Origin of the sequence: Fulvimarina manganoxydans, assembly GCF_900176465.1 — a bacterium.
Classification (GTDB): domain Bacteria; phylum Pseudomonadota; class Alphaproteobacteria; order Rhizobiales; family Rhizobiaceae; genus Fulvimarina; species Fulvimarina manganoxydans.
In genome coordinates, this window is the sequence record NZ_FWXR01000027.1 from 31,292 (window position 1) to 55,784 (window position 24,493).

The window sequence follows — 24,493 nt, forward strand, 5'->3', positions numbered from 1 at the left end:
GGTGTCAGTCTCTGCGGTTGAGCGCCGCCGAAAGATCGGCAAGGCTCGGACCGGTGACATTCGTCTGCGACTTGGCCGTCGGCCGGAACGGGTCCACCGGCGGCGAAAAGAGATCGGGCGCGCTTTCGCTGCCATGAACGGCGACAAGAAGATCGGCCCAACGCTCGCCCGTCAGGCGGCGCTGGCGCTCCAGATGCCAGCCAAGCGCCGTCGCATAGACCGAACAATCGAACCAGTCGTTCTTGCGGCCTGGCAGTTTCTTCCATTCGCGAACCGCGCGCGGACTGATCAGCCGGCTTTTGCGCCCGCGGGCCGACTGGATTGTCTCTTCCGGATCGACGAGGCGCTCGGCCGTCAGCTCCTTGGCGAAATCCTCGTCGACGATCGAAGGCGTCAGATGCAGCGTGTTCCTCGGGAACTGCCCGGCGCCGTCCGGCCCCGTCATGAAGTTCGACAGGCCGCCGACGACCTCCGTCTTCACATCGTAGTTTCCGACCGGATAGAGCAGCACCCGCGCCTGAACACGCCCCCGCTCGTCCTTCACCTCGCGCTTGACCGGCGTTCCGAGCCAGGCGAGGCCCGGCTGATGGCGCCCGTCAAGCGGCAACACCGCCGGGCGACCGGCGCAGAACCGATAGACCCGATCGGTCGCAAAGCCGGAATCGACGCCGGACAGATCGAGCCCGATCTCGCCGCCATTCGGCGTCCGATAGGTTTCCTGCAGCGCGTCGGCGAGCGCGATCCAGGGCTCGTCGCTGCGATCGGGCTCGCCCTCGAAGACGCGGGCATCGATGACGAAGCGCTGGCCGCGCGGACCGATCGCCATGACCAGCCACTTGATGCCATAGCCTTGAACGTCGGCCGCCGAGACCAGCAGGCCGGCATCGGCGGGCACGATGCGCGCTTCATAGGGCCGAGCGCGCGCGGCCTGGACCAGAGATTCCCAATCCAGCGCCAGACCGCCCGGATCATAGGGCTCGGCCAGATCCTGCTGGCAGAACACCCGCATTTTCGAGGCGTCCTGCTCGGCGTCTTCGGCGCGGGCGAGAATGTCCGCGAACCGCTCCTTCGGCGCATAGGCCGCCCAGAGATGATAGCTCGGCTGCCAATCGCGGCACCGGCCCTCGCATGGGGGGCAGCGCCAGCGCTGAATTGCCTCCGCATCGAGCCGGTCGGGCACCGCCTCTTCACCCTCGCCGACGCGGGTCGCGATCCAGACGCCGCCAGCGAGAAGCTCGGCCTTGTGCCCGTCGAGGATCATTCCATCGCAGGACAGGCACCGGATATGAACAGGTCCAGCCTCACTTGAGGGCCGCATCTGGTCAAAGGTCAGCGGCTGATAAGTCCCGCAATGGGGGCAGGGCACATAATAGAACCGCCGATCACCCGCCTCAAAATCGGCCGTGATCGCGCAGTCGCCGAGAAGTCCCGGCGTCGATCCTTCCCACTCCTTGGCGAGATCGCCATACATCTTCTGGCGCGAGCGCGCCTGATCCCGAGGGCTGCCGCGCCCGTCGACATCGGCCGGATAGCCGGTGACCTCATCCATGGCGAGATATTTGATCGAGACCATCTGCAGGCCCTTCGACGAGCCTGCATTGACCACCTGACAGAAGCCGCCGGCATAGCGCTTGAAGCTCGTCGTCGAGCCCTGCTCGTCGCGCGAGGAGACCGGAACCACCTTGTGCCGGATGCGCGGCGAGGCGTCGATCGTCGGCTGCAGCTTCACCCGATTGAACTTCGTCGCCTCCTCCAGCGTCGGCAGAACGATCATCATCGAGCCGGGCGCTTGGTCGACGATGAAGCCGAACCAGTTTTCGATCGCCGTCGACTTGCCGAGCTGGGCCGCCCATCGCGCCGTCACGCGCCGGGCCGGATGGTCCGGATGAAGGCAGTCCTGTGGCTCGCGCAGATACGGCACCCGGTCGGTTCGGAATGGTCCCGGCCAAGGCGACCCGGATTCGGCCGAGACAACGCGATAGCGATCCGCCCATTCCGAAATGGTCAGCTCTTCGACCGGTCGGCTTGCCGAGGCCAGACCGCCAAAGAGAACCGTCTCGCCGGCGGCGAGATCGGGAAAGGCGAGGCGGGCATCCATGCCGACGGTCTATTGAAGCCGCAGCTCGGACGGGGCACCGCCGTCATGGCCGGCAGTCTCCGACACGTCAGCGGCCCCATTATCAGCGGCACGGCGCATCTGATCGAGCCGGTCGAGCATCTCGCGATGGAAGACCGTGAGGCCCTGACGCGCGAATTTCTTGAAGGCAACGCGCGCCTGACGCTCGTCCCAACCGAAGCGCAGCGAGACCTCCGCCGCCTCCGTCTCGATCGCCCGCTCGAAGGCGCTCGTCATCAGAGCGACCGCCTCGCGGCCCGCCCGGTCGACCTCGGCCGTCGGCGTCAGTTGCCGGCGCTTGGCCGCGAGCTCCATCTCGCGCAGCTCGGCATCGGCGAGAGCCTTCCGGGCGACACCATCGGATTGCGTCCCGGCGAACCGCCGCTGGCCGCTCGGCGGCGCGTTCCGGGCGACCGGCGCCGGCGTCGCAGTGCCCGTCACGATCGGCCTCAGACGGACATTCTCGGAGCGATGCTGCGCCAGGGCGCCGAACTCAACGAGATTGCTGCGCCCCTCGCGCCGCGTCTCCAAAGCCTCCGCATGCTGCGAGACATACCGGGAGAGGGTCGAGCGATCGACGATGTCGCCAGCGGCCGACAGCCGCGCCGCCGCCTCCGTGATCGACACCCACTCTTCGCTCATCGCTCTCTCAACCCTCAAAGCCCCATCCGTGCGCCCACACGTGCATCAACTGTGCGTCCGTGTACCGCTTTCCGACCCACCCACTGGCGATTTTCCAGGGCTCCCCCGTGCCGCGCGTGGGGGTTTGGCGCAAACGGTCCCTATGCCGGGGGTGGCCCCGAGCCACCCGCCGGGTCGCCTCAGCGGAAGAGGCCGCCCGAGGCGCGGTTGACGTCGTAGAGCACGCGCCGCTCCAGATCGCTGTTCATCATGCCTTCCCAGGCCGCGGCCGTCGCACCCTTGACCATTTCGTCCGGGATCACGACGCCCGAGCGGGCCGACGCCACGGGCCATTTCCCGCTCGTCTCCCGGTACATCACATGACCGCCGAACCGTGTGGTATCGACACGATCGGGCCAGGCGCCGCCGCGCATGAAGGAACCCGGATAGAGCGTTGCTCGCCCGAAAGGCTTGGCGATCACGCCCGCCTCGCTCTCCTTCGGCGAGAAGAACGTCACTCGGATGTTCCCACCTTGCGAGGCCAGAACGTGCCGAAGGTTCGACGAGCGAGCCTTTTGCTCCTTGACCGCCGCAACGATCGTCTTTCGACGAAGGCCGGTCTGTTTGGTGAGATTTTGGCGCACCTTCCTGCGCGCCTTGCCGCCCGTATGGTTCAGCGCCTGCGCAAAAGCACTGTTGAGCTTTGCATCGCTCAGGCCGCGAAAGCCCCGCATCATCCGCTCAAGACCCGAGCGGTCATCCCAGCGGATCACGACGGTCATGGGTGATCTCCCAAACAAAAACGCCCCGGGTGGGTGACCCGAGGCGCTCGATCTTTTCATCTGTGCTTGGTATCCACCAAATTCCTGCCGCAGGTCAAGCCGCCCTTGTGGATAACTTTGCCTCGCCTTCGCCCTCAGGAGACCGCAGGCGCGCATTGCCGGGGTTTTCCGCTTCGAAAGTCTCGCCAGCGATCCCGCTCTCCCAGGGCCAGAGCGGTCGATCGCTGCGCCCGATCTCTTCGCCGATCGCCGCGCCAACTTCGGCGGCAAGCACGTTCAGCGACAGAACCCAAGCCTGATAGTCGGCCCGGTCAGCGACCAGGATCGCCAGATCCGGCGCAACCACCGTCTTGCGATAGGCTCCGCGATAGGGCCGCCCCTTGATCCGATCATAGCCATCGATCTCGACCTCATGCGTCGGGCGCCCTTCGCCGTCTTGCCGAAGAACGCGCCGAAACCAGCGCGGCTTACCGTTCGGCCCGGTGACATCACGCCGGACATATCGCTCTTCGGCGGCGAAATCCGGCACGGTTCCGAGCATGGCGAGGCGGATCAAGGCGCCCGGCACCCGGTTTTCGCCGAGCCGCGCCATGGCAATGCCCCGCGCCATAGCGTCTTCGCGCTCTTCGTCGGTCAAGGCCGAGCCATGGCTGAGCCGGATATCGGCGAGCAGATCATAGCCGTCCGGCGCCTCGAAGCTCACATCGGCCATCCGCTTCACCGCCTGGCCGATGATCACGGCATGGGGATGCGGATCGCATTCGGCCGAGTGGTCGATCGTACACCAGAAGCCGTTCATGTGATCGATCTCGACGCCGAGTTTGGCGAGATTGTCGAACATGCTCCAACCCGATCCGAAGCCAGCCACCTTCCCCGATCCCGCCTTCGGCAGCTCTTCCCGGAACGCCCAGGCCAACCAGGCTTCGATCGAGGCCGATCTTCCCGCTATTTCAGCGTATCGTCCCACACCTTCCCGCACCGTTTTCATGTCTTTTCCAGCCTTTTCAGTAGTTTATTGAATTGGATTGGGAGGATGGGAGGGTTGGGAGCTTATAATTGACTGATCTCCATGCGCGCCCAGGCGCGCCCCCGCATGTATATGTGGGTCGCCGCAAAAAACGCTCCCGTTCCTCCCAAACCCTCCCAACGCCCTGCTGGGCAAGGCTTCCAGTCCTCGCTGACCCTCCCATCACTCTCCCGGTTTCGGGAGGGTGGAGTGCGGTTTGGGCAAAGCCCGAACCCCTCTGCGAGAGGGGCGCGGGGTCGAACGGCTCACGCTTCGGCATAGGTCGAACCGTCTTCGTCAGGGAGTTCGTCGAACGCACCACACCAGTCGTTCATACAGGTCACAGGCCAAGGCGATCGCGAGGCTGCCGGCGGCGAATGGCGACAGAGACCGAAAGCGGGGCGTGGTCTGATATTTTTCGGAAGGTCCGCCTCCTGAAGGCATCGTTGGTTACTCTTGCCTTCCGCGAAATCCTCGTTCACCACGTCCCAGTGTCGGCAGTCCTGGCAAGTCGGTTCCTTCGACATCACCGGCGCATCGGCTTCGACATTTTTCATCAGCATCACGCCTCTCCACTCCGTTCCAACTTCCTCATCACTTCGGTCTTCAGCCTCAGACCGAGCCAATGGTTGCTGTTGCTTTGCTTTCGCTCATGGCCGATCAGCACCATTGTGCGGCCGAACATATTTTCCGTCATGGTGGGTTGGCCGGTGATCGCGGCCCAGCGGCAGAAGGCCTGATAGAGCGGGCGCGCCTGCACCCGCGCGGTCGCCTCCGCTTCGCAGCAATCGGCCAGGAAATCGGCGACGATCGGGATCAGCCGCGCCTGATGGTCGGAGGATGGTTGCGGCACGGGCCGTTCGCCGGCGCCGACCGGCAACTCCGGCCCGCCGCGATCGGCCCATATCTTGCGCGCGGCCGCGATCCCATGGGTCCGGCGCACCGTGTCGCAGATGCGCGAGAGCTGGGCGAGATCGGCCAACGGAAGGTCTTCACGCCCATAGGCCCCGGTCCTGCGGATCGAAGGCAGGACATCATGAAAGACCCAGCGCTTGAACCGCTCAGCTTCCGCCTTCCGGCTTTCGAAGATCAGCCGATAGAGGCCCGGCTCGCGAAGCCAGACCATCATCTGTTCACCGCCAGGGGTACCCGTACTGCGGGCACCCTTTTCGTCAGCTGGAATACGTGCGAAAGCATTCTCCGGCTTCTCAATGGACAGGCATCGACAACAATCCCGACCGTTGAACAGCGGATCGTCACCATCGAATTCGACCCGCACCGGATCGCCCTCGAAATCGAAAGTTTGAAGCCCGGTCATTCTGCGCCTCCCACCAACTCTGGCTCGGCGCAGACACCGTCAAAGTCGAATTCATCCCGATAGCGCCGGAAATGGTCATGGCGGCACGGTTCCTCGCAGCCCGAGCCGGCCAGGCCGGAGCGGATCAACCAGCCGAGCTCCGGCTCGTCGCTGCCATCGGCCTCGGCCGGATCGCCCTCTTCGCTGTGATCGTCCTCTTCGAAATCCTCACAGGCCGCGCCAAGGGCGGCGAGCCGGTCCAGATCCTCGCCGGTCACCGGCAGGACCAGCCGGAAATGGCCATTCCTCAGGCGTGTGACATCCGATCGCTCGATCAGATGCAGGATGAAATCACGGGTGAAAAGAAGGTCGCTTGAGGGCGCGACGGCCCGTTCGCTGGGCAAAGCCATAGCGGTGGTCTCCACGATCTGTGTTGGACCTGACCGCTCGCTACCAAACGGGTGGCCAGGCGACGCCGGATTGGTAGACCGGTGACCGTGGGAACCGGCGAGCCTTTCGGCCCCCCGACGCGCCTGACCATAGGACGCCGGGACGCAGAGTCCGGGCGTGAAAAAACGCGCTCGGACGAGCGTCCGGCGCGTCTTGCGCGCCACGATCACTGAAGCGGCTACCACCCCGCATCCGACCCGTTTTCGATCGGACCCGGTGAGAATGCGCTCGAAGATGGCGAGCGTCAAGGACTGGACGAAAGCAACATCCTGTGGTGGCCTTCCATCCCGCGACGAGGGGCAAACATGGGCGAGACGAACATTTTCTGGCTGATCATTATGATCTTGCTTGGCGGAATATTTTTCTGGCGCCACGACCGCCGAGAAAAGGCCAAAGCCTCGCGTTCCTATTTCGACCACACGAACCAGGGTTTTCCGCGACAAGGAATGCTCAGTGACGCCGAGAGGCTGCAACGCGAGATTGATCGCGACTGTGATGCCCTTCAGGTGTTTGCGGAAGACGCCGCACGATTGGTTCGAACGGCTAGAAACCCGAAGCACGCCGAGAGTGACTTGAAGCGGATAGACCACGGAGCGGGCGAGCTTACTGAGCGTCTTATCGGCAAGCTGGCTCGATACGAAGCTGGCGAATTCGTCGACAGATCGTGGGCGCGAGCAGTTCGCTCGACCGCTGGCCGGAACGCAGAGGCAGTGCTTCGTGATATCAGCTTGGTTCGTGAAGGTATTGCCAAGGCCAATCGTGAGAATTGGAATCCGACGCCTGGTGAGCCCTGGCGCGGCCGTCAGATGAACTTGGTCGAAGACCCGGCCAGAAAGCCCTACAATGCAGAATCGTGGGATGAAGTCTACAATCGCTCCATCGGCGATGATCTGGAATTCTGGATCCAATACGCAGACGAGGACGGCGTTGTTACAGAGCGAACGATCAGACCGAAAAGCATCCATCTCGTGCGTTCTGAGTCTTGGGTCTACATCAAAGCAGACTGCTCCCTGCGAGGTGCCGATCGCACTTTTCGCAGTGACCGTATCCAGGCAGCAAGAAATCTGAAGACGAACCGTCCAATCAAGGACCTTGGCCAATATTTGCGTAGCCGGTACTGAAAAGAAACTCATCCCGCATACCCCGGCTCATATTCGTCGCCCTCGCCCTTGCGAACATTGCCATCCGCATCGATGAAGTCACCGACGGTCTTCACCGTCACCATGTCCAGCCAATAGACATTGTTCGACTGTTTCGAGCGCCAGCCGCGCTCCTTCATCGCCTTGGTGAAGCCTTTATTCGACCATTCGTTTTCACCGGCCGCCTTCGCCCAGGCCGAATGCAGGCGGTGGAGTTCGGAGGACTGGACCCGGCTGCCGTCATGTGATCGGACGCAGAGTTCCAGGAACCGGCCAAGGGGATCGGAGTCGGCGAAATACTGCTCCGTCGCTTCCAGGATCGAGGCGGGCGTGACGAGCCCGTTCTCCAGATAGTCGCGAACGCCATCGAGCACGAAATTGAGGATGCCCGAGGCCTCGGCCTCAAGCTTCTTGGCGAGACGCTTGTCGCGCTCCTCGCGCGGGATATGGACAGACCAGGGAACGAGATCGACGCGCGCCTTGATGCCATCGTCGGACCCGGTGATCTCCGGCCGGTAATTGCCGGCCATGGTGACCGTGAATTCCGGCTTGAGGCGGAAAAAGTCCTTGTTCAGATGCCGGACCTTCACCACCTCGCCGCCGGTCACGAGCTTGATCTTCGCTTCGGCGAGTTTGGCGCCCTTTTCCGGCTCCGATGTGAGCAGCATCCGCACGCGGCGCAGGTCAGCCAATTCGGGCGTCGCGTCGCCGCCCTTTCGCTTGGCGCCCTGATCGAGAAACGTCTCGATCGGCACCGTGTCGGAGTAATCGCCGAAGACGAAGGAGACAGCGTCGGTGAAGGTCGATTTGCCGTTCCGGCCCTTGCCGTAGAAGAATGCGATCTTGTGTTCGTCGGCATTTCCGAGCGCGCTATAGCCACACCATTGAGCGAGATACCGCCGATGTGCCGCGTCGGGCTGTACGCGCTCGAAAAAGCCGTCGAAGACGGGCCGACCTGCGTCCGGATCGAAATCCACCGGTGCGAGCTTGGTGATCAGATCACCAGCATCATGCGGCTTGATCGTGACAAGGTCTTCCCCGTCCGGACAGTCTTCCGGCCGACGAAAGACCAGCGTGCCATTGCGGACGTTGAACAGCATCGGGTCGGCGTCCAGCATGTCCGGCCGAATGGAGAGCTTGCGGCAGGAGAGCTTCACCAGCGCCTCGATATGGCCCTTCGATTCCGACGACCGGCCCCACTGCTTCACCTTTTCCGACAGGAAGACCGCCTCTTTGCCGCGCGTGGCCGGCTGGACTTCAAAATCCTCCGGTGATGCGGCCAGCGCGAAGCCCTCCGTCTGGATTGCGCGCACGGTGTCATAAATGGCAAGCATGGCTCGGGTTTCGGCGTCCTCGATCACCCAGCGCCGACCGTCCCAGGCCAGCCAGCCAAGTTCCAGACACCAGCGAAACGTCTCGCCATATCGGGCAACAAAACGCTCGACATTGCCGAGATCCGTCAAAGGCTTGAGCGCCAATTGCACTTCGCGCTTATCGGCTTCCTTGCCGGGCTTGCCCGACACCGGGCGCCGACCGCCTGTGAATTCGATCACCTCGGGCATGAGTGAACCTCGCCCGTGGGCACCGGCAGCGGCCAAGCCGGATCAGCGCCGTTTTCGGCCCAATCGAAACCGCGATCGGCGATGACAGCGCGCACCGTGCGCCCATCTTGCGCGTGACGATGGCAGGCCCGAACCATCGCCGAGCGGGTGAAGACCGGTTCGGAATCACCATCGCCCAGGAGGACTAGCTCATCGACATGATCTGGGATTGGTGCGGCTGGGCTCGATAGGTCCGGCTCCTCGCCCGGGACGAAGACAGGACGCTTGCGGCCCTTCCGGTCAGGCTTGACCAGCGACGGATGGCGCATGCGATCGACCGAGCGCCCGGCCAGATTGCCGAGGTCTCCCGCTGCAAAATAAAACGTGTCATCCCGGAAGACGCCGGTTTCATCGGCCTCGCGCATGGCGAAACCGATGACGGATTCGATCCCTTCTCCGCCGACCATGCGAATGGCGGTCGAATAGCGCCCGGCGATCGGCAGGAGACCCCCGGCCTTTGTCCCGCGCATCTTCTTTGTGGCCAGCGCCTCGCCGGTTTCTGGATCGATGATGAAGGGCCGAAATTTTGGGCCGTTGGAAAGGTCGATCCAGGTTCGATGCAAGCCAATCGGCTGCCATGCATCACCCGCCGGCCTGACGAACATAACAAGAAGCGCAGGTCCTCGATGCAACACCTGGGCGGCCTTGCCCTGGCCGAACCAATAGGGAAGATTCGGGTGGCAACGGGCATAAACCGGGTCGGGGAGCGCGAGGCCGCGTGCGGTGAGATACGCCGCCGCCGGTGATCCGGTCAGCGGCCCGGCCGCCTTCCAATCGCCGACACAGCGCGCCCACTCGCGCTCCCGAAACCGGTTCTGCTCAGCCTCCCGCCGGGCCACCTCCCGCTCCGCCGCCGCCTGGCGCTCCTCCCGCGCCTTCGCCAGCTCCGCCCGGCGTTCGTCGCTCAAGGCTTCGTCCTCGGGCACGGCCTCGCCGGTCACCATCGAACATGCTTCGAGGAAATCCGCCCGGCGTTTGACATCGAGCCCGGCCACATGGGCGGCGAGGCCGATCGCGTCACGCCCGCCATCGCCGCATTTCCGGCAGACCCAGCTGTTTTTGGCCGTGTTGATCGCAAAGCCGTCTCGGCCGCCGGCGATCGGGCAGGGGCCCGCCTCTTCGCCGGTGCCGATCCGCTTCAGGCCGGTCAGCCCCAGCGCCGGCACCACACTGGCGATCGAGGCGCCCCGAGCGGTTTCGATGAAGAGATCGGTCGCCGCGCTCATTGCCGATCTCCCTTGGGCCGATCCCCTTTGGGCCCGGCCCCTTTCGAGGTCAGAAGGCTGTGCCGGTTTTCGAGCCACGCCAGATTCGTGACGACATCGTCGTCGCGCATCCCGCCGGCGCCCCGCGCGACTGCCGTCAGCCCCGCGCCAAAACTCGCCGCCGAGATCGGCTTGCCGCCCCGCCCACGCGTGAAGCGCTCATATTCGCCATAGGCGCAGGCGATATTGATGCGGCTGCCCGCCCGCGCGATCAGTTTGATCTGGGCAAAGACCTCCACCGAGGCCGGGATGATCCCGGCCGAACTATGCTTCGTCATGGGACATCTCCATGGGCAAAAGGGCTTACGGAAACGGCGCGAGACAAGAGCGGGGCGGCGTCACGCCGCCGCGTCGACCCTGCCGGTTTCCAGGCCCCAGTTTTTCCAGCCGCCCCGCGACTGGCGTGAGAACAGGATCATCACCGCCACCCCTCGATCGGGTCCGGCGTGCCCGTCACAGCTGCAACCGTCCGGCGGCGATAGCGTGTGCCTTCCACAGCGAAGCGGGCGAGAAGGTCGATGTCGGTCAGCGTCTCTTCGAGGACGCGCCAAAGGTCGGCGGGGCGGCTCATGGCTGGCTTACCTTTTCGAGGATAAGGCTCGCCGCGCGCACCAATTCGCCCAGCTCGCGGCGGATCGCCTGGCGCTCGGCGGAATCGACGCGTCCATCTTCCAGCGCCTGAAGAACGACACGAGCGACATCGCCGGTCTCGATCGTCAGCCGGCCCACATCGTTGAGGGCAAGAGCTTCAGGCTTTGGCGGCGCGGTATGTCGATCGACGAGCCAGCGCGAGACGATTGGCTGGCCGCAATGGCGCTCGAGGGTCGCGACATCCGACAGCGGCATGAAGCGCTTCGGCTCGCTCATCACGGCATAGCCGGAGACGAGGCTCTGGGCCTTGCCGAGCAGCTGCGCGGCGGCGCAGGCCCCGCCGCAAGCGTCGATCAGCGCGCTCGTCATCACCTTCAAAGCGCGATCGTCGGGAGAAAGCTCGCTCATCGGCTGCGGCTCTTGCGTGTTAGGCGCTGACCGGTGAAAGCTAGCCGGCACCAAATTCGGAGGACTAAGCGATGAAGCCCTTCACCGAAGATCAAATGCAGGCATGGCGAGATGCGGCCAAGCGAAAGCCACCGCGAATTCCAGACAATGCCTTCGAGCGGTTTGCGCACGTGCGATCCTTCGACATCGCTGTTCACCCAAACGCCCTGCTGTTGAGGATGATGTGCGGAAACGGCGATATCACTGATCTTCGGATCAATCCGGTCCTTGCCAGAGACTTGGCTGCAACAATTCTGAGGGCGGGCCTGGCGGCCGAGTGGCTGAACAAGCAGGGCGATGTCATCATCCCCGACTTGCCCCCCTTGCCAGACGAAACCTGACTGATAGGCAGCAAGCGGGACGAGGCGCCGTCGCACCTGGATCGATCCGGCCGATCGCGTCAGCGATCTCACAAGGCTGGCGTTCAAGACGCACTCGCTCATCGCTTGGCCCTCCCGCCGGATGAGCCACCCGACTGATCGCCGCCCTCGCTTCGCGATCGATCCTTAGCCGGCATCACATGACAGACTGTCGCGGGGCGGCGAGGCTTCGAGCCATGATCACGCCCGCCAACAACAATCGCCCGATTTTGCGCCTGTTGCGCTCCAAGCCGCCCGCTCATGCGACGGCTCCTTCAGTCGATGACGCTCGGACAAAGTCATTAATCGTAACGGCGCCAGACGTTGCTGCGACAATCTTCTGGATTGTATCCAGGCGAGGCGTGCGCTCTCCACGGATGATCCTTGTGATTGTCGATGCCGGAACTCCGAGCTCGGCCGCGAAGGCTGCGGGGCTCATCTCATTGGTTCGGAGGAAATCAGCGAGGGTCATGCTGCATATTTGCCGAGTGGCAATAAATTTGTCAACTGACAATTTGCCACCCGGCCATGGCGAATTTTTGCCAATTGGCGAATAAGTCATTCATGACTAACCACATCCGTCGACTGCGAGACGAACGCGGCATCACCCTCGAAAAATTGGCAGAGATGACGGACATCTCGGCGGGCCAGCTCTCGCGCATTGAGAAGGGTAAGCGGGGCCTGCGTCTTGAGAGCGCATTGAAGATCGCAAGCGCTCTGGACGTTGATCTCAGCGAAATCTCGGATTTCTTGGAAGGCGGCGAAGCTGTCTCGCTGCCTGCGTCCCGCGCCAGTCGCCCTCCTCGACCGCTGCCGAATGCTTCGCCATTCGTGCCAGTGGAATTTCCGCGAGCGACCATCGGGATCTACGGGCAGGTGGCGGGAGGGAAGGACGGTCGCTTTGTCCTCAACGGCCAGAAGGTCATGGACGTGCTCTGCCCGCCGTCACTTGAGAACGTCAAGGATGCCTACGGCGTGTTCGTATCAGGATCGAGCATGGAGCCACGATACTTTCCCGGCGAAGCGGTCTTTGTGAACCCGCATATCCCCGTTCGACAAGGCAACTTCGTTATCGCACAGGTTGCCGGCCAGTTCGAAGGCGATGATCCAGGGGCTTATGTCAAACAGTTCGTCTCGATGACGTCGAGCGGCTTGGTGCTGCGTCAGTTCAATACACGCGAAGGCGTTTCAGAAGATGCATCGGACGCAGATAAATTCGAGCTTCGCTTCCCGCGCGACGAGGTCATAGCCGTGCATAAGATCGTGGCGACGCTAGACGTGTAGCCATAGCTTCTCTTGCCTCTTCGCTTTGCTCCGAAACCCATTGCGCCGCCAATGCTAAATCCTTCCCATCCTCGCCAGAACGCCGGCAAGTTGGGCAAGTGATTGCTGATATATATCGAGCGGCTGTCATTGGCCTGGTTGGCTTTTGCCGATCGTTCGGAAACACAACATTGGTCCGGCCGCAATCATGGCACGTCACCGTTACGCAGTTGAGCTCTGATAGCGGGCGCTCTTCGTCAGCTTTCAATCCGGCACCCTCGCTCATACGCAACCCGCAAGTTCTCGTTCTGTTTCCCTATCGATTCCAGAAGTGCTCGCCGAAGTCGAGTCAGATACACCGGGGCATGCAAACCGCTTGGGGACAACAGTGGGGAAAAGTTTGAGGCCAATTCGGCCGTGACCACGATGAGACGTTAGGCAGACGGACATCGAGCCGTCGCATTTTGCCGTTCGGCAATTTGCCAATTGACACTTAGGTTGCCTGATGGCAAATTCATCTTCTCAGACGCGAGAGGCCTGTTCGTGCCTCATGAGGAGAGCTTGATGCCATCGTTTATCGAACCCGCTGAGCCAAGCATTCCGGCTCTTCCCACTCCAGTCTCTCCGTTCCTCAATGTCCTCGCCTCCATGTCTTGTGAGGATGTTGCGGGCCGGTCCGTGTCTGCACACGCGGGCCGGCATCTCATTTATAAGCGCAATTCGCGACCGAGGCCGGCAGGCGTGGTCCGCGTGGGCTTCGGCCCGGCCCACACGCGGAGGATTGCGCGCGAAGGCGGATTTGACCGCGTCTGGCATCAGCGCCGCGACGATCCGATGCGCTCGCCGCTGGCCGAACAGCGCGAGTTCGACTTCGGCATCTTCCTCGCGGTTTTCGGCCTTGCCTGCGCCGGCTGCGTTCTTCTCGGCATCGCCGCTGGCGCCTCCCTGTCCTGACATTGTCCTTTTCGATGGAGACCATCATGCAGATCTCGAAGCATGAGGGGCAGACGCCTCTCACCCTCGCTCAGGCCCGCCGTGAAGCCCGCCTGTTCGGCGAGATGACCGCCAAGCGCGACGCTGCCCGGCGCAAGTCCTTGTTCCAAGCCGGCGTGTTTCCGGCCCCCCAGTTCCGGCCCAACGATCTCGCCGAGGCGATGGCCGGCCACATGATCGAGATCGCGCAAGGGGGAGCCGAATCCTGTTCCGACGCCGATCTTGCCCTTCGCGGCTTCACCATGGCCGAGATCGAGAAACACGGCGCCGAGGCCCGACGCATCGCCTTCGGCATGGCCGCCGAGAGCGCCGAGCGGGGCCAGGAGATGAGCCGATGAGCGAAGCACAAAAGCCTGTCGGCTATATCAAGCGCCCTGATCTCCTCGGGGTTGAGCCACCCGTCTTCATTCGCGCTGAGGACCGGTGTGAGGCCTGGCAGAAGGAGGTCTTCACGGTGCCGGTCTACACGGCGCCCCAAACCAGCCCGCAATGGGTCTGGGTCAAGAACGAGCCGGAAGCCTCGGATCACGATCTGGAAAGACTCGTGAGAGCATGCGGCAAAGACTTTTGCGAGGCGCCGGTCTGCGTCGAAGGAGGCCTTGTCGTCTATGAAAAGTGGCTTGCCATCGTGCCCGATGACGGCGGTTGGCAGTTCAGCGAACACGAGACTGAGGCCGAAGCCCAACGCGTGCTTGACCGGCATCATGCGCCATCGACCAAGGCCGAAGGCGGTGCGCAATGACCGCATGGGCCCAGACCGTCACCGGCCGCGCGCTCGTCTATGAGAAGCCGGTCTTCACAGCCGAGCATCTGTTCACCGAGATCGGCCATGGCCTCTCGCTGATCGCCCGCTTCGCCGGCCAGACCGACATCGCCTATTCCGTCGCCCAGCATTCGGTCCTCATGGCCGAAAGCGCGCTCGACGAGACAGGCGACGGCGAGCTCGCCGCCCATTGCCTCCTCCATGATGGGCACGAAGCCTTGATCGGCGATCGGCCGAGGCCCATGGCGGAGGCGGTCGCCCACGAGGCGCGCATACGCTGCGCCGCGCGCTTTGCCTCCCAGGCGGCAGCGGCCGTTGTCGTAGCCGTGTTTCAGGACGCGGAAGCGCGGGTGAAGGCCCGGCTCGACGCCGCGATCTGGAAGGCCGCCGGCCTCGACGAGCCGACCTCGCGCATCGCAGCCCTGGTCAAGAGCTATGACCTGCGCGCGCTCGCCACCGAAAAGCGGGATCTGATGCGCCCGGCGCCGCGGCCCTGGAACGAGCGGGTCGAGGCCTCACCACCCTTGCGCCTGCGCCAAGGCCGCATCCGACCCTGGCCGCCGGCCATTGCCGAAGAGCGCTTCGCTGCGGCTCTGACCGCTCTTTGCCCGGACGCCGCAAAGGCGGCGGGCCGAACCCTCTCCGAAGGAGCCGCGTGATGTCCGAGCTTCGACCAATTTCGCGCGATCTCCCGCGCCCGCCATCCATCGAGCCCGGGCCAGCGCCAATGCTGCAATGGATCGACATCGAGCTGCTGGTGGTCGACGAGAGCTATCAGCGCGAATTGCGGGCCGACAACATGAAGGCGATCCGCCGGATTGCCGAACGGTTCGACTGGTCGAAATTCTCGACGGTTCATGTCGCCCCAATCGAAGGGGGCCGCTTTGCGATCATCGACGGGCAGCACCGCACCCATGCGGCGGCAGCCTGCGGCTTCAGCCAGGTGCCCTGCCAGGTCACTCCGATGGACCGGACACGTCAGGCCGCTGCTTTTGCGGCCATCAACGGCCTCGTCACTCGTGTTACGGCGTGGCAAATCTACAAGGCCGCCCTGACGGCCCGGGAAACATGGGCGATCGAACTCGACGAGATTGCCAGCGCCGCCGGCTGCAAGATCGGCCGGAACGCGACGCCCGCCGCCGACAAGCAAGCCGGACAGATCTATTCGATCACCTATCTGCGCAAGGCGATCGCAACACATGGCGCCGAACGAACGCAGAAGACGCTGACGGTTCTACGCGAGGCCGAAGGCACCGGCGATACCGTGGAACTCTGGAGCTTTGCCTATTTCAAGCCGCTTTTCGAGGCGATCGCGAGCCGGCCCCGGTGCCTCAGGAACTCGGACGGATTGAAGGCGTCACTTGCCGCCATGGATGTCTGGGCGCTGGAAAGCGAGGCAGAAAACATGGTTGCCCAGCGCCGTCGGGCGGGCCAGCCCTTCGTCTCGAAGATCGAAATTCTGGAAAGTCTGATCGGCGACGCGCTCGACAAGGCGATGCCCGAGCGGATGGCGCTGCCTGCGCCGAAGGCTGCCTGATGTCTGACGTCAGCCATATTGCCGGAAATCAGCTTCTTGCCGGAAATCAGCTTCGGTCGTTCGTCGAGCGCATCGAACGGCTCGAGGAAGACAAGAAGACGATCGCGGACGACATCAAGGATGTCTATGCCGAAGCGAAGGGCAACGGCTTCGACACCAAGGTGCTGCGCAAGGTCGTTTCTCTCCGCAGGCAGGATCAGAACGAACGCCAGGAGCAGGAGGCGATCCTTGACCTCTATCTGTCGGCGCTCGGCATGAATCCCGACTTGCCCTTCGACGACGGCGAGCTTCCGATCCAGCGTAAGGGCCGCGCGCCGCGCGAGGGTGGCCGTCGCCACGCCGCTGCTGAAAGCAATGAAGACGAAGCCCTACGCCGGACCCGGGCGGAAGGCCCGACCTTCTCATGACGCGCTCATTCGCTCAGCTCATTCATGACGCAAGATCGTCGATCGCAGTGGTCTGGGCCCTCAAGCGCTCCGCGAAAGCTGGTCGGACGCTCTTGGCGAACGGCTATCCGCGCGAAGGCCGCAAAATCCTGAACGCCTGCCGAGACGTCTCGGAGGCGATGAAGGCGGAGCATCAGGCCAAACGATCCCAAAGGCGGCCATCATGATGACCCTCCAAATCACTTCGTTGAGGTTCACCTGCCGTGGCCCCGCAATGCGCGCGGCCACTCAGACATGCGGCAGAAGCCGAGCCATCGTCCTCATGCCAATGCGGGTGTCGTGATGCCAGAACCCAAAGCTCGAAACCTTCGGCCCGATCCGATCGCCTATGCGCCACGCGGCCTATCCAAGATGGAAGCCGCTCGTTGGATCGGCGTTTCCGTCCGCAAGTTCGAAGACATGGTGTCAGTCGGTGAGATGCCGAAGCCAAAGCGGGTGGGCAGCCGGGTGGTCTGGGATCGCTATTTGCTCGACGCGGCCTTTGCCGATCTCGACGAAGCGCCCGCCGCCAATCTGATAGATCTTGCCCAGGGCCGCCACAGATGAAGAATGAGCCTATGGCCACCCATCCGGACTATCCCTTCTGCACGAGCTTTCTCGACCGCCACGGCCGCGAGCGCTGGCGCTTTCGTCGAAACGGCAAGACGATCTCCTTACCGGGAAGCCCGGGGGAGGGGGCGTTCGACGAAGCCTTCTATAAGGCGCTGAATGGGCAATCGATCAAACCAGCGGCCGAGCCGAAGAAGACGTTCTCCGAGGCATGGGCACTCCATCGTCGAACCCCGGCATGGAAGACGGCACGGCCGATCACGCGCGAGGGCACGGAGCGCATTGCGGATCGGTTTCTGGCTTTGAAGGTCGGGCCCGAGCTCGATCTCCTATGGGGCGACGTCCCGATCACGGATGTCAGGCGCCGCCACATCGCCCAGCTATTGGGCGATCGCGCCGAGACGCCTCATGCCGCGTGGCGCATGCTTGTCGTCATTCGAAAGATGATCCGCGCGGCACTCGACGCGGAGTGGATCGAGGTTGATCCGACACTCGCGGTCATGAAGAAGCCGGAGACAGAAGGCCACAAAGCGTGGTCGGATGCCGACCTCGATGCCTTTCGCTTGCATTGGTCGCCAGGAACGACCCCGCGCCTGGTCTTCTGCCTGGCCCTATGGCTTGGGAACCGCCGTCTGGACGTGGTGAATCTGCGCTGGTCGCAACGCACGACGCGCAAGCATGGCGGCATGGCGGTTCCAGGATTCAATCTGCGCCAGCACAAAACGGATGCGGCTCTCTTCGTCCCGGAGGCGCCGGAGCTGACGGAAGTGCTGAACGCGACCGAGCGGAAAGGCCCGCATGTCCTGCTCACAGCATATGGCAAGCCGTTTTCCGACAAGAGCCTGACCGGCCGCATGGCCGACTGGACGAAGGCCGCCGGCTTGGAGCCAGGCCGCACGATCCATGGATTGAGAAAAACGCTCGGACGCCTGATCGCCGAAGGCGGCGGCACGACACGCCAGATCATGGCGGCGCTCGGCCATGAGGACATCGAACACGCGGAACTTTACAGCCGCGACGCCGAACAAATTCGGCTCGTGATCGACGCTTACAAGGCCGTGGCTAACCGAATTGGCTAACCTGTGGCTAACCGGGCCTCAAACGCCTGTGAAATAAGGAAAGTGGTACTCCCAAGGGGACTCGAACCCCTGTTTTCGCCGTGAGAGGGCGACGTCCTAGACCGCTAGACGATGGGAGCGTTCCGACGAGGGCTCGTATAGAGGTTGGCGCTGGCGGACGCAAGGGGCTTTCTTCAATCCGTCACAAAAGATGGAATGATTTGTCGGGGCGGTAAACACCAGGCCCCGTTACCAGCGATAACAGGCTGACGGACCACGTAATTCGAGGCCGGTAGGCCATGCGGCGTGACCGTCCAGCCGTCTGATACCAGCGGATATATGAAAGCATCGCTTTCGAATGTCCGCTGGCAGCCCGAGCGGGGTCTGAGCCCCCGCCGGAGGTGGATTGACGCAAGGGGTCAATCCATTCGTCCGGCGGTCTGATTGAAAGACCATGGGAGTGCCTCGCCAAAGCGGTTTGGCTTGGGCTCGAGCGCGGTTTCGGCTCCGGCTGTCGGCGAATCTTTGCGGATTCTGCCGCGTGGCCCAGTCCTTTGCCCATCGGACGATCGGCTCGGCAACATGAAGCCGGCGGAAGGGAAGGGACCGATTGAGACCCGTTTCATCCAAGACCCCACCCTAAAAACACGAAAGGCCGCCTCCTTTCGGAGGCGGCCCCGTGATCCTCAAGCCAGTGGGCCATCGACCATCTTCGAGCGGTTCGTCGCGCTTCATGCGCGCCTTTAGCTCGAGGGCGATGCCCGGCCGTAAATCGTCAGGCGAAGCGAGAAGGCTGCTCCTCGTTGACCGTCCGATTCGAAGACCCAACCGGCTTTAGACAATCACTCGACATCGGATCACCTCCTTTCGCTTCGTTGAACATGCAAGAAGTATGGGCGTCTGATTGCGGCATGACAAGGGCGCGAGTGCCAAAAAAATCGTCAGGCTCAAGCCTTACGCAAAGTCAGGGAGCCTGAGACCGTGAGCGCAGTCGGTTTGGGTGCCGTGATCAGCCCATTCCCCCAGACATTCAGACGCTTAAGACTGAAGACCCATCCTGCAGCTCGGCGATGATCTGGCGCACCCGCATTCGCGCCGGCTCGATCCCGCTGCCCGTCTCGACCAGAAAATCGGCGCGGCGCCGCTTTTCGGCATCCGGCACCTGGCTTCTCAAAATGGCTTCGAACTTCTCAGCCGTCATCCCAGGGCGAGCAAGCACACGCGCCTGCTGAATGTCGGGCGCCGCCGTGACGACTAGTACCTTGTCGCAGCGCGCCTCTGCACCTGTCTCATAAAGAAGCGGAATATCCAGAACGACGAGCCATGAACCGCCGGCTTCGGCCTCGGCGACGAAGCGCTCCTCCTCCTCCCGCACGAGAGGATGGATGATCGCCTCAAGTCGCTTCAGCGCTGTCTTGTCGCCAAGCACGCGCTCGCTCAGACGCGCCCGGTCGACGACACCGTTTTCCACGACGCCGGGAAAGGCGTCCTCGATCAAGGGTGCGGCCCGGCCCGCATAAAGGCGATGGACGGCGGCATCGGCGGAATGGATGGGAATGCCTTCAGCGACGAACATTTCAGCCGTCGTCGACTTGCCCATGCCGATCGATCCCGTGAGACCCAAACGGATCATTGCTCGCGCAGGTCCTCGTTGATCACGAAGGTGATTGCCCAACGGCCCGGCCCTTCATCGAAGCGAAGAGCGTAGCGGCAGACCGATTCGACGATGACGCGGCCGCCGCGTTCCTGGCGCCAGCCAATGGCGACGAAAGCGGTGTGGCCGGAGATGATCCAATCATAGGCTGTCCAGCAAGAACGTTCGATCCGCGCCTTCTCATTGGCGCGGATCAGCGTTCCGAGATGGCTGGTGAGACTGTCGCGATTGGCATAGGCGCTGGCGCGCCCGTCATGCCAGATGGTGATGGGGGTTGCGAAACAGGCGGCAAGCGCGGCTGAGTCCTCGTCATCCAGCGCCTTGGCATAAGCGGAGAACAGGGCTTCGATCCCGCCGAGAAGCGGCGGGCGACCCGGCCTTTGCGCCTCACCCGGGCTGATCGCACTCATTCGGCCAGTCCCAGATCTTTGAGGATGAGCGCCCGAAGCGTCTCGGTCACCTCCGGCCGCTGGCCGAACCAGCGTTCGAAGCCCGGAACCGCTTGGTGCAGCAGCATGCCAAGCCCGTCGCAGAAGCGAAGCCCAGCGGCCTCGGCGCCATTGAGGGTCGGTGTCATCAAGGGCGAATAGACGATATCGGTGACGAGCGAATCGCTGCGCATCATCGACAGGTTAACCGATGGTTTCACGTGAAACATCGGCGGTACCTTGTCCTCGTCCGGGTCCCGTTCGGGAACGGGCGCGGTGTTCACCAGAAGATCGGCATTGGACAGGAGCGCCTCGCGCTCCGCCTCCGAATGGGCAGAGACGGCCGATCCGAACATCTCCGCCAGGGCCTCGGCCCGGGAGAGCGTCCGATTGACCACCGAGACATGGGCGACGCCGCGATCGATGAGCGCGAAGATCACCGCGCGTGCCGCGCCCCCTGCGCCGAGAACGACCGCATGCTCCGCATCGGCCCAACCGGACAAGTGCTCATCGAGATTCTTGGCAAAACCGAAAGCATCCGTATTGCCGCCGACCAGCCTCTCACCTTCAAACCAGAGCGTGTTGACGGCACCGATCGCCGCGGCCGCGGCGTCGCGCTGGTCAACGAGGGCGAAAGCCCGCTCCTTATGGGGGATCGTGACATTGCCGCCCACATAGCCTGTGGCTTTCAGGCCTCTCAGAAAATCATCGATCTCTTCCGGCGGCACACCCACCCGGTTATAGGAGCCGGCAAGGCCATAGGTCTTCAGCCAATTGCCGTGGATGAGCGGCGAGCGCGAATGCCAGACCGGCCAGCCGGTGACGAAGGCTCTTGGCCCCGTTTCGCTCGCCCGTTTTGCGTTGGGGTCGAAGACCGACCCTTCCCCGCGCGGCCGCGCCTCGCCGCTGACATAGGGTTTGGGCTCCCATTCGGCGTCGCGCTCGGCGATCGTCTTCTGATCAGCCATCGATCTCGCCTCGCCGGCGCAGCTCCTTCAGAAGCGGCAAAAGCGGCAGACCGATAATGGTGAAATAGTCGCCATCGATCGCCTCCATCAACTGAATGCCCTCCTTCTCGATCTGATAGGCGCCGACGCTGGTCAGCGCCTTCGAGCCGACATGAGCGAGATGACGGCCGATAAAACCCGGATCGAGCGGGCGCATGGTCAAGGCGGCGACGGAGGTATGGCGCCACGTCACCTCACCGCGCTCGACGAGGACGACGGCGCTATTCAAATGATGGGTCTTGCCGGAGAGTGCCAGGAGACGACGGCGCGCCTCCTCCATATTGGCCGGCTTATGAAAGGTCTCGTCGCCCAGCGACAAGGTCTGGTCAGCGCCGATGACGATCTCATTCGGATGGCGCTCCGAGACATCCACCGCCTTGGCCTCGGCGAGGATCTGCGCGATCTCGTCGGGCGAGACACCGGAATCCTTCAAAGGCGCCTCGATCGCCCGCTCGTCGAGCTCGCTCGGCTCGCAGGTGAAGTCGATGCCGGCATTCTTCAGAAGCTCTCGGCGGTGAACACTCGCGGAAGCGAGTACGATCCCTTTGGACATTGCGTGCGGCCCGTCCGTCCTGGTTTGCCCTGCCGGCGCACCGCGAGGGGAAGGGATCGAGAGCAGCAGCCCTTTTCCTCCCCAGCAAGGCGGATCGCCGGTCCGATATGGCTCTTAACGCGGGTCGGGTGTGAAGACCACCTTAGATGACGAGCGGACTCGATTCGCCAGACGAAAGCAAGAGCGGGCGCTTGCAACTCCCACGATTCTTCGCGCCCTGTTCAAAGTTCGGGATGGGGCGGAACAAGATCGAGGCGAAGCGGGACTGTGCCGGGATAACCGTCTTTCCATCCACAGAGTCGGACGATGGCGGCCCTGTGCGGGAGCGATGCGGGAATTTGTGGGAAACGATCGATTGTCCTCCGCTGTCCACAAGATCGGCCGCCTTAAAGCATCGGCCGAGAGGGCCGACTTGACGCTGAGGCCCAAGGCGATTCGCTGCAAATCTTCCCGCTTTTCTCGACAGGTTCGAAATTGGCCGCTACGAGGCTGGGGAGAGCTTTGGCGGACCCGAGGACGCAATAGCGTTTGGGGATTCCGGCAATCCACCGACTCGAAGAAGAATCAAGATTCCTTTCAATAAGGGATTCTTTGTTGGGAGAGACCACGCATGGCCGATCGCAAGCTCGTCCGGGTGCTGAATGGCGAGACCGTCTTCCCGCCGCCGACCTGGCTGATGCGCCAGGCCGGGCGCTATCTCCCTGAATATCGCGCGACGCGCGAACAGGCCGGTGGTTTTCTCGATCTCTGCTACAATCCCGATCTGGCAACCGAGGTCACTCTCCAACCCATTCGCCGCTTCGGCTTCGACGCGGCGATCCTCTTCTCCGACATTCTCGTCATTCCCGACGCGCTGGATCGGGGTCTTACCTTCGTCAAAGGCGAGGGACCGCAACTGACCCCTATTCGGGTGGACGAGATTGACCGCCTGGAGCCGAACCGGGCCGAGACCCATCTTGCCCCGGTCATCGCCACTGTCGGTCGCCTGCGGGACGCTCTGCCCGACGAGACGACGCTGATCGGGTTCTGCGGGGCGCCCTGGACGGTCGCCACCTATATGATCGCCGGTCACGGAACGCCGGATCAGGCGCCGGCTCGGCTCTTCGGCTATCGGCATCCGGAGGCCATGGAGAGGCTTCTGGCGATCCTCGCCGAGATGAGCGCGGATTATCTGATCCGTCAGTTGCAGGCAGGCGCCGATTGCGTCCAGATTTTCGATTCCTGGGCCGGCGTCCTCGACGAGGCGAGCTTCGAGGCCTATGCGATCGGCCCGGTCAAGCGCATCGTCGACCGGGTTCGCGCCGCCATTCCCGACGCCAAGATCATCGGCTTTGCCAAGGGCGCCGGTCCGCTGCTGAAGACCTATCGGGAAAAGACCGGCGTCAATGCGGTCGGCCTCGACTGGCAGGTGCCGCTCTCCTTCGCCAAAGAGCTTCAAGCGCAAGGCGCCGTTCAGGGCAATCTCGATCCCTTGAGGCTGATTGCGGGCGGGAAGGCCCTCGAGGAGGGCGTCGACCGCATCCTCGAGACGCTGAAGGACGGGCCGCATATCTTCAATCTCGGCCATGGCATCACGCCCGAAGCCCCGATCGAGCATGTGGAAGCCTTGCTGAAGCGCATCCGGGGTCTTTGACCGGCCCTGGCATCATGCCATCAATCGCTATCAGACGCATTTGAGGAAGGAAGGGCTTGAGCCAGACGACCCCCGAGACCTCCAGCGGCCGCCCGGCCCGGCGCGCTGTCATCTCGCTTGCCATTACCGCGCTCGTGGCCGTCCTCGCCTTCGTGCTGATTCCGCCCGAGGCCTATCTCTGGGTCAAATCGGTGCATATCTTCGCGCTGATCGCCTGGATGGCGGCGATGCTCTATCTGCCGCGCCTCTTCGTCTATCACACGGAAGCCGGCCCCGGGACGCCGCAGTCCGAGACATTCAAGGTCATGGAGCGCCGGCTTCTGCGCGGCATCGGCAACCCGTCCATGATCGTCACCTGGGTCGCCGGTCTCTGGCTCGCCTGGAACGTCTTCCAGTTCCAGGGCGCCTGGCTCCACGCCAAGATCGTTCTGGTCATCCTCCTGTCGGGCATACACGGCTTCTATTCGGCCTCCGTGCGGCGCTTTGCCGAGGACCGCAACACACGCTCCTCGCGCTTTTGGCGCGTCTGGAACGAGGCACCGGCCGTGCTGCTCGTCTTCATCATCATTCTGGTCGTGGTGAAGCCGTTCTGACGCCTCGTTAGCCCAGACAGCAATGATCGCAATCCACGGCGCCGGTTCATGACCGGCGCCGCTTTCATATGAGTGGGCGCTCGAGGAGTGTTGTGGCTGAGAAGCGCTGGGGCCAGTCAGCCGGCCTCGCTAGGCAAGGTGCATGTCCGGCTTGGCAAATCCGGGCGGCGGCCTGTAAGGAAGCCTGGGAGGCGCGCCCGACGCGTGTCTTCTTGCGAAATTCGACCGAGTATAAGGACGTTCGCCGATGTCGCCTTCGCCCATCGTTCCGATCATCATGGCCGGCGGATCCGGCACGCGGCTCTGGCCGGTGTCGCGCGACACGATGCCGAAGCAGTTCGT

29 protein-coding genes, 1 tRNA gene and 1 pseudogene are annotated in these 24,493 nt (G+C 63.2%); 14 read left to right on the forward strand and 17 right to left on the reverse strand.

All coding sequences use genetic code 11. The features are described from left to right. Nucleotides 1-4: 4 nt before the first annotated feature. From B9A15_RS20165 to B9A15_RS20195, 6 genes are all read right to left on the reverse strand, one after another. Nucleotides 5-2,098, reverse strand: coding sequence for a phage terminase large subunit family protein (locus B9A15_RS20165; RefSeq protein WP_084412420.1), 2,094 nt, complete (start codon nucleotides 2,096-2,098; stop codon nucleotides 5-7). A gap of 9 nt (nucleotides 2,099-2,107) precedes the next feature. Further along, nucleotides 2,108-2,758, reverse strand: coding sequence for a hypothetical protein (locus tag B9A15_RS20170; protein WP_084412422.1), 651 nt, complete (start codon nucleotides 2,756-2,758; stop codon nucleotides 2,108-2,110). A gap of 179 nt (nucleotides 2,759-2,937) precedes the next feature. Continuing rightward, on the reverse strand, nucleotides 2,938-3,519 hold the full coding sequence (locus B9A15_RS20175) for a hypothetical protein (protein WP_084412423.1): 582 nt from the start codon (nucleotides 3,517-3,519) through the stop codon (nucleotides 2,938-2,940). A 94-nt stretch (nucleotides 3,520-3,613) separates the two neighbouring features. Next, nucleotides 3,614-4,507, reverse strand: a complete 894-nt coding sequence (locus B9A15_RS20180) for a hypothetical protein (RefSeq protein WP_139798513.1) — start codon at nucleotides 4,505-4,507, stop codon at nucleotides 3,614-3,616. Nucleotides 4,508-5,087: 580 nt separating this feature from the next. Then, nucleotides 5,088-5,843, reverse strand: a complete 756-nt coding sequence (locus B9A15_RS20190) for a BRO-N domain-containing protein (protein WP_084412430.1) — start codon at nucleotides 5,841-5,843, stop codon at nucleotides 5,088-5,090. Then, nucleotides 5,840-6,232: a hypothetical protein gene (locus B9A15_RS20195; RefSeq protein ID WP_084412432.1), complete on the reverse strand. Its 393-nt coding sequence runs from the start codon at nucleotides 6,230-6,232 to the stop codon at nucleotides 5,840-5,842. Before B9A15_RS20195 ends, B9A15_RS20190 begins: the two co-directional genes overlap by 4 nt. A 345-nt stretch (nucleotides 6,233-6,577) precedes the next feature. Here B9A15_RS20195 and B9A15_RS20200 point away from each other — a divergent pair, with 345 nt between their 5' ends. Then, a complete protein-coding gene (locus B9A15_RS20200) occupies nucleotides 6,578-7,393 on the forward strand; it encodes a WYL domain-containing protein (protein WP_084412435.1) in 816 nt (271 codons plus the stop codon). 8 nt (nucleotides 7,394-7,401) lie between these two features. On the opposite strand, the gene B9A15_RS20205 is transcribed toward B9A15_RS20200, so the two are convergent. The 5 genes from B9A15_RS20205 to B9A15_RS20220 form a co-directional block, all read right to left on the reverse strand. After that, entirely contained in the window at nucleotides 7,402-8,973 is a 1,572-nt protein-coding gene (locus B9A15_RS20205) for a DNA primase family protein (protein WP_084412437.1), read from the reverse strand. Next, the gene (locus tag B9A15_RS20210; protein ID WP_084412439.1) at nucleotides 8,961-10,238 is read right to left on the reverse strand and encodes a DUF7146 domain-containing protein; all 1,278 of its coding nucleotides are present in this window, start codon (nucleotides 10,236-10,238) and stop codon (nucleotides 8,961-8,963) included. The genes B9A15_RS20205 and B9A15_RS20210 overlap by 13 nt, the downstream gene beginning before the upstream one ends. Continuing rightward, a complete protein-coding gene (locus tag B9A15_RS20215) occupies nucleotides 10,235-10,555 on the reverse strand; it encodes a hypothetical protein (protein WP_084412441.1) in 321 nt (106 codons plus the stop codon). The genes B9A15_RS20210 and B9A15_RS20215 overlap by 4 nt, the downstream gene beginning before the upstream one ends. Nucleotides 10,556-10,695: 140 nt before the next feature. Next, nucleotides 10,696-10,848, reverse strand: coding sequence for a hypothetical protein (locus B9A15_RS23070; RefSeq protein WP_170923379.1), 153 nt, complete (start codon nucleotides 10,846-10,848; stop codon nucleotides 10,696-10,698). Further along, the gene (locus B9A15_RS20220; RefSeq protein WP_084412443.1) at nucleotides 10,845-11,276 is read right to left on the reverse strand and encodes a phage regulatory CII family protein; all 432 of its coding nucleotides are present in this window, start codon (nucleotides 11,274-11,276) and stop codon (nucleotides 10,845-10,847) included. The genes B9A15_RS23070 and B9A15_RS20220 overlap by 4 nt, the downstream gene beginning before the upstream one ends. A 71-nt stretch (nucleotides 11,277-11,347) precedes the next feature. On the opposite strand from B9A15_RS20220, the gene B9A15_RS20225 reads away from it, so the two are divergent. Continuing rightward, nucleotides 11,348-11,656, forward strand: coding sequence for a hypothetical protein (locus B9A15_RS20225; protein ID WP_084412445.1), 309 nt, complete (start codon nucleotides 11,348-11,350; stop codon nucleotides 11,654-11,656). A 277-nt stretch (nucleotides 11,657-11,933) separates the two neighbouring features. Here B9A15_RS20225 and B9A15_RS23905 read toward each other — a convergent pair whose 3' ends face one another. Next, on the reverse strand, nucleotides 11,934-12,236 hold the full coding sequence (locus tag B9A15_RS23905; RefSeq protein WP_084412480.1) for a helix-turn-helix domain-containing protein: 303 nt from the start codon (nucleotides 12,234-12,236) through the stop codon (nucleotides 11,934-11,936). A 2-nt stretch (nucleotides 12,237-12,238) separates the two neighbouring features. On the opposite strand from B9A15_RS23905, the gene B9A15_RS20235 reads away from it, so the two are divergent. The 9 genes and pseudogenes from B9A15_RS20235 (at nucleotide 12,239) to B9A15_RS20280 (ending at nucleotide 18,304) form a co-directional block, all read left to right on the forward strand. Continuing rightward, complete coding sequence (locus tag B9A15_RS20235) at nucleotides 12,239-12,958, forward strand: LexA family transcriptional regulator (protein ID WP_170923380.1); 720 nt, start codon at nucleotides 12,239-12,241, stop codon at nucleotides 12,956-12,958. Nucleotides 12,959-13,678: 720 nt separating this feature from the next. After that, on the forward strand, nucleotides 13,679-13,891 hold the full coding sequence (locus tag B9A15_RS20240) for a hypothetical protein (RefSeq protein WP_084412449.1): 213 nt from the start codon (nucleotides 13,679-13,681) through the stop codon (nucleotides 13,889-13,891). 26 nt (nucleotides 13,892-13,917) lie between these two features. Next, nucleotides 13,918-14,268 carry a hypothetical protein gene (locus tag B9A15_RS20245; protein ID WP_084412451.1) on the forward strand — a complete coding sequence of 117 codons (351 nt, stop codon included), beginning with the start codon at nucleotides 13,918-13,920 and terminating at the stop codon, nucleotides 14,266-14,268. Further along, a complete protein-coding gene (locus B9A15_RS20250; RefSeq protein ID WP_084412452.1) occupies nucleotides 14,265-14,672 on the forward strand; it encodes a hypothetical protein in 408 nt (135 codons plus the stop codon). Before B9A15_RS20245 ends, B9A15_RS20250 begins: the two co-directional genes overlap by 4 nt. Next, on the forward strand, nucleotides 14,669-15,352 hold the full coding sequence (locus B9A15_RS20255; protein WP_084412454.1) for a hypothetical protein: 684 nt from the start codon (nucleotides 14,669-14,671) through the stop codon (nucleotides 15,350-15,352). Before B9A15_RS20250 ends, B9A15_RS20255 begins: the two co-directional genes overlap by 4 nt. Then, nucleotides 15,352-16,230 (forward strand): ParB N-terminal domain-containing protein, encoded by an 879-nt coding sequence (locus B9A15_RS20260; protein ID WP_084412456.1) that lies wholly within the window; start codon nucleotides 15,352-15,354, stop codon nucleotides 16,228-16,230. The genes B9A15_RS20255 and B9A15_RS20260 overlap by 1 nt, the downstream gene beginning before the upstream one ends. After that, a pseudogene (locus B9A15_RS23500) lies at nucleotides 16,230-16,493 on the forward strand (DUF2312 domain-containing protein); the annotation flags it as partial. The gene B9A15_RS20260 and the pseudogene B9A15_RS23500, both read left to right, overlap by 1 nt. A 465-nt stretch (nucleotides 16,494-16,958) precedes the next feature. Then, nucleotides 16,959-17,222 (forward strand): helix-turn-helix transcriptional regulator, encoded by a 264-nt coding sequence (locus B9A15_RS20275; protein WP_084412482.1) that lies wholly within the window; start codon nucleotides 16,959-16,961, stop codon nucleotides 17,220-17,222. A gap of 11 nt (nucleotides 17,223-17,233) precedes the next feature. Next, on the forward strand, nucleotides 17,234-18,304 hold the full coding sequence (locus tag B9A15_RS20280; RefSeq protein WP_084412462.1) for a tyrosine-type recombinase/integrase: 1,071 nt from the start codon (nucleotides 17,234-17,236) through the stop codon (nucleotides 18,302-18,304). A 43-nt stretch (nucleotides 18,305-18,347) separates the two neighbouring features. On the opposite strand, the gene B9A15_RS20285 is transcribed toward B9A15_RS20280, so the two are convergent. The 5 genes from B9A15_RS20285 to B9A15_RS20310 form a co-directional block, all read right to left on the reverse strand. Continuing rightward, nucleotides 18,348-18,423 (reverse strand) — tRNA-Glu (locus tag B9A15_RS20285). A gap of 890 nt (nucleotides 18,424-19,313) precedes the next feature. Beyond that, a complete protein-coding gene (coaE, locus tag B9A15_RS20295; RefSeq protein WP_084412466.1) occupies nucleotides 19,314-19,916 on the reverse strand; it encodes a dephospho-CoA kinase in 603 nt (200 codons plus the stop codon). Continuing rightward, on the reverse strand, nucleotides 19,913-20,347 hold the full coding sequence (locus B9A15_RS20300; RefSeq protein ID WP_084412468.1) for a hypothetical protein: 435 nt from the start codon (nucleotides 20,345-20,347) through the stop codon (nucleotides 19,913-19,915). The genes coaE and B9A15_RS20300 overlap by 4 nt, the downstream gene beginning before the upstream one ends. Then, entirely contained in the window at nucleotides 20,344-21,333 is a 990-nt protein-coding gene (locus B9A15_RS20305; protein WP_084412470.1) for a shikimate dehydrogenase, read from the reverse strand. Before B9A15_RS20305 ends, B9A15_RS20300 begins: the two co-directional genes overlap by 4 nt. Further along, nucleotides 21,326-21,925, reverse strand: a complete 600-nt coding sequence (locus tag B9A15_RS20310) for a Maf-like protein (RefSeq protein WP_084412472.1) — start codon at nucleotides 21,923-21,925, stop codon at nucleotides 21,326-21,328. The genes B9A15_RS20305 and B9A15_RS20310 overlap by 8 nt, the downstream gene beginning before the upstream one ends. 610 nt (nucleotides 21,926-22,535) lie before the next feature. Between B9A15_RS20310 and hemE the strand changes: the two genes are divergently transcribed. The 3 genes from hemE to B9A15_RS20325 all read left to right on the forward strand — a co-directional run. Further along, entirely contained in the window at nucleotides 22,536-23,558 is a 1,023-nt protein-coding gene (gene hemE, locus B9A15_RS20315) for a uroporphyrinogen decarboxylase (RefSeq protein ID WP_084412474.1), read from the forward strand. 56 nt (nucleotides 23,559-23,614) lie between these two features. Then, entirely contained in the window at nucleotides 23,615-24,151 is a 537-nt protein-coding gene (gene hemJ / locus B9A15_RS20320; RefSeq protein ID WP_084412476.1) for a protoporphyrinogen oxidase HemJ, read from the forward strand. 247 nt (nucleotides 24,152-24,398) lie between these two features. After that, nucleotides 24,399-24,493: sugar phosphate nucleotidyltransferase (locus B9A15_RS20325; protein ID WP_139798514.1), on the forward strand; the 95-nt coding region annotated here is incomplete at its 3' end.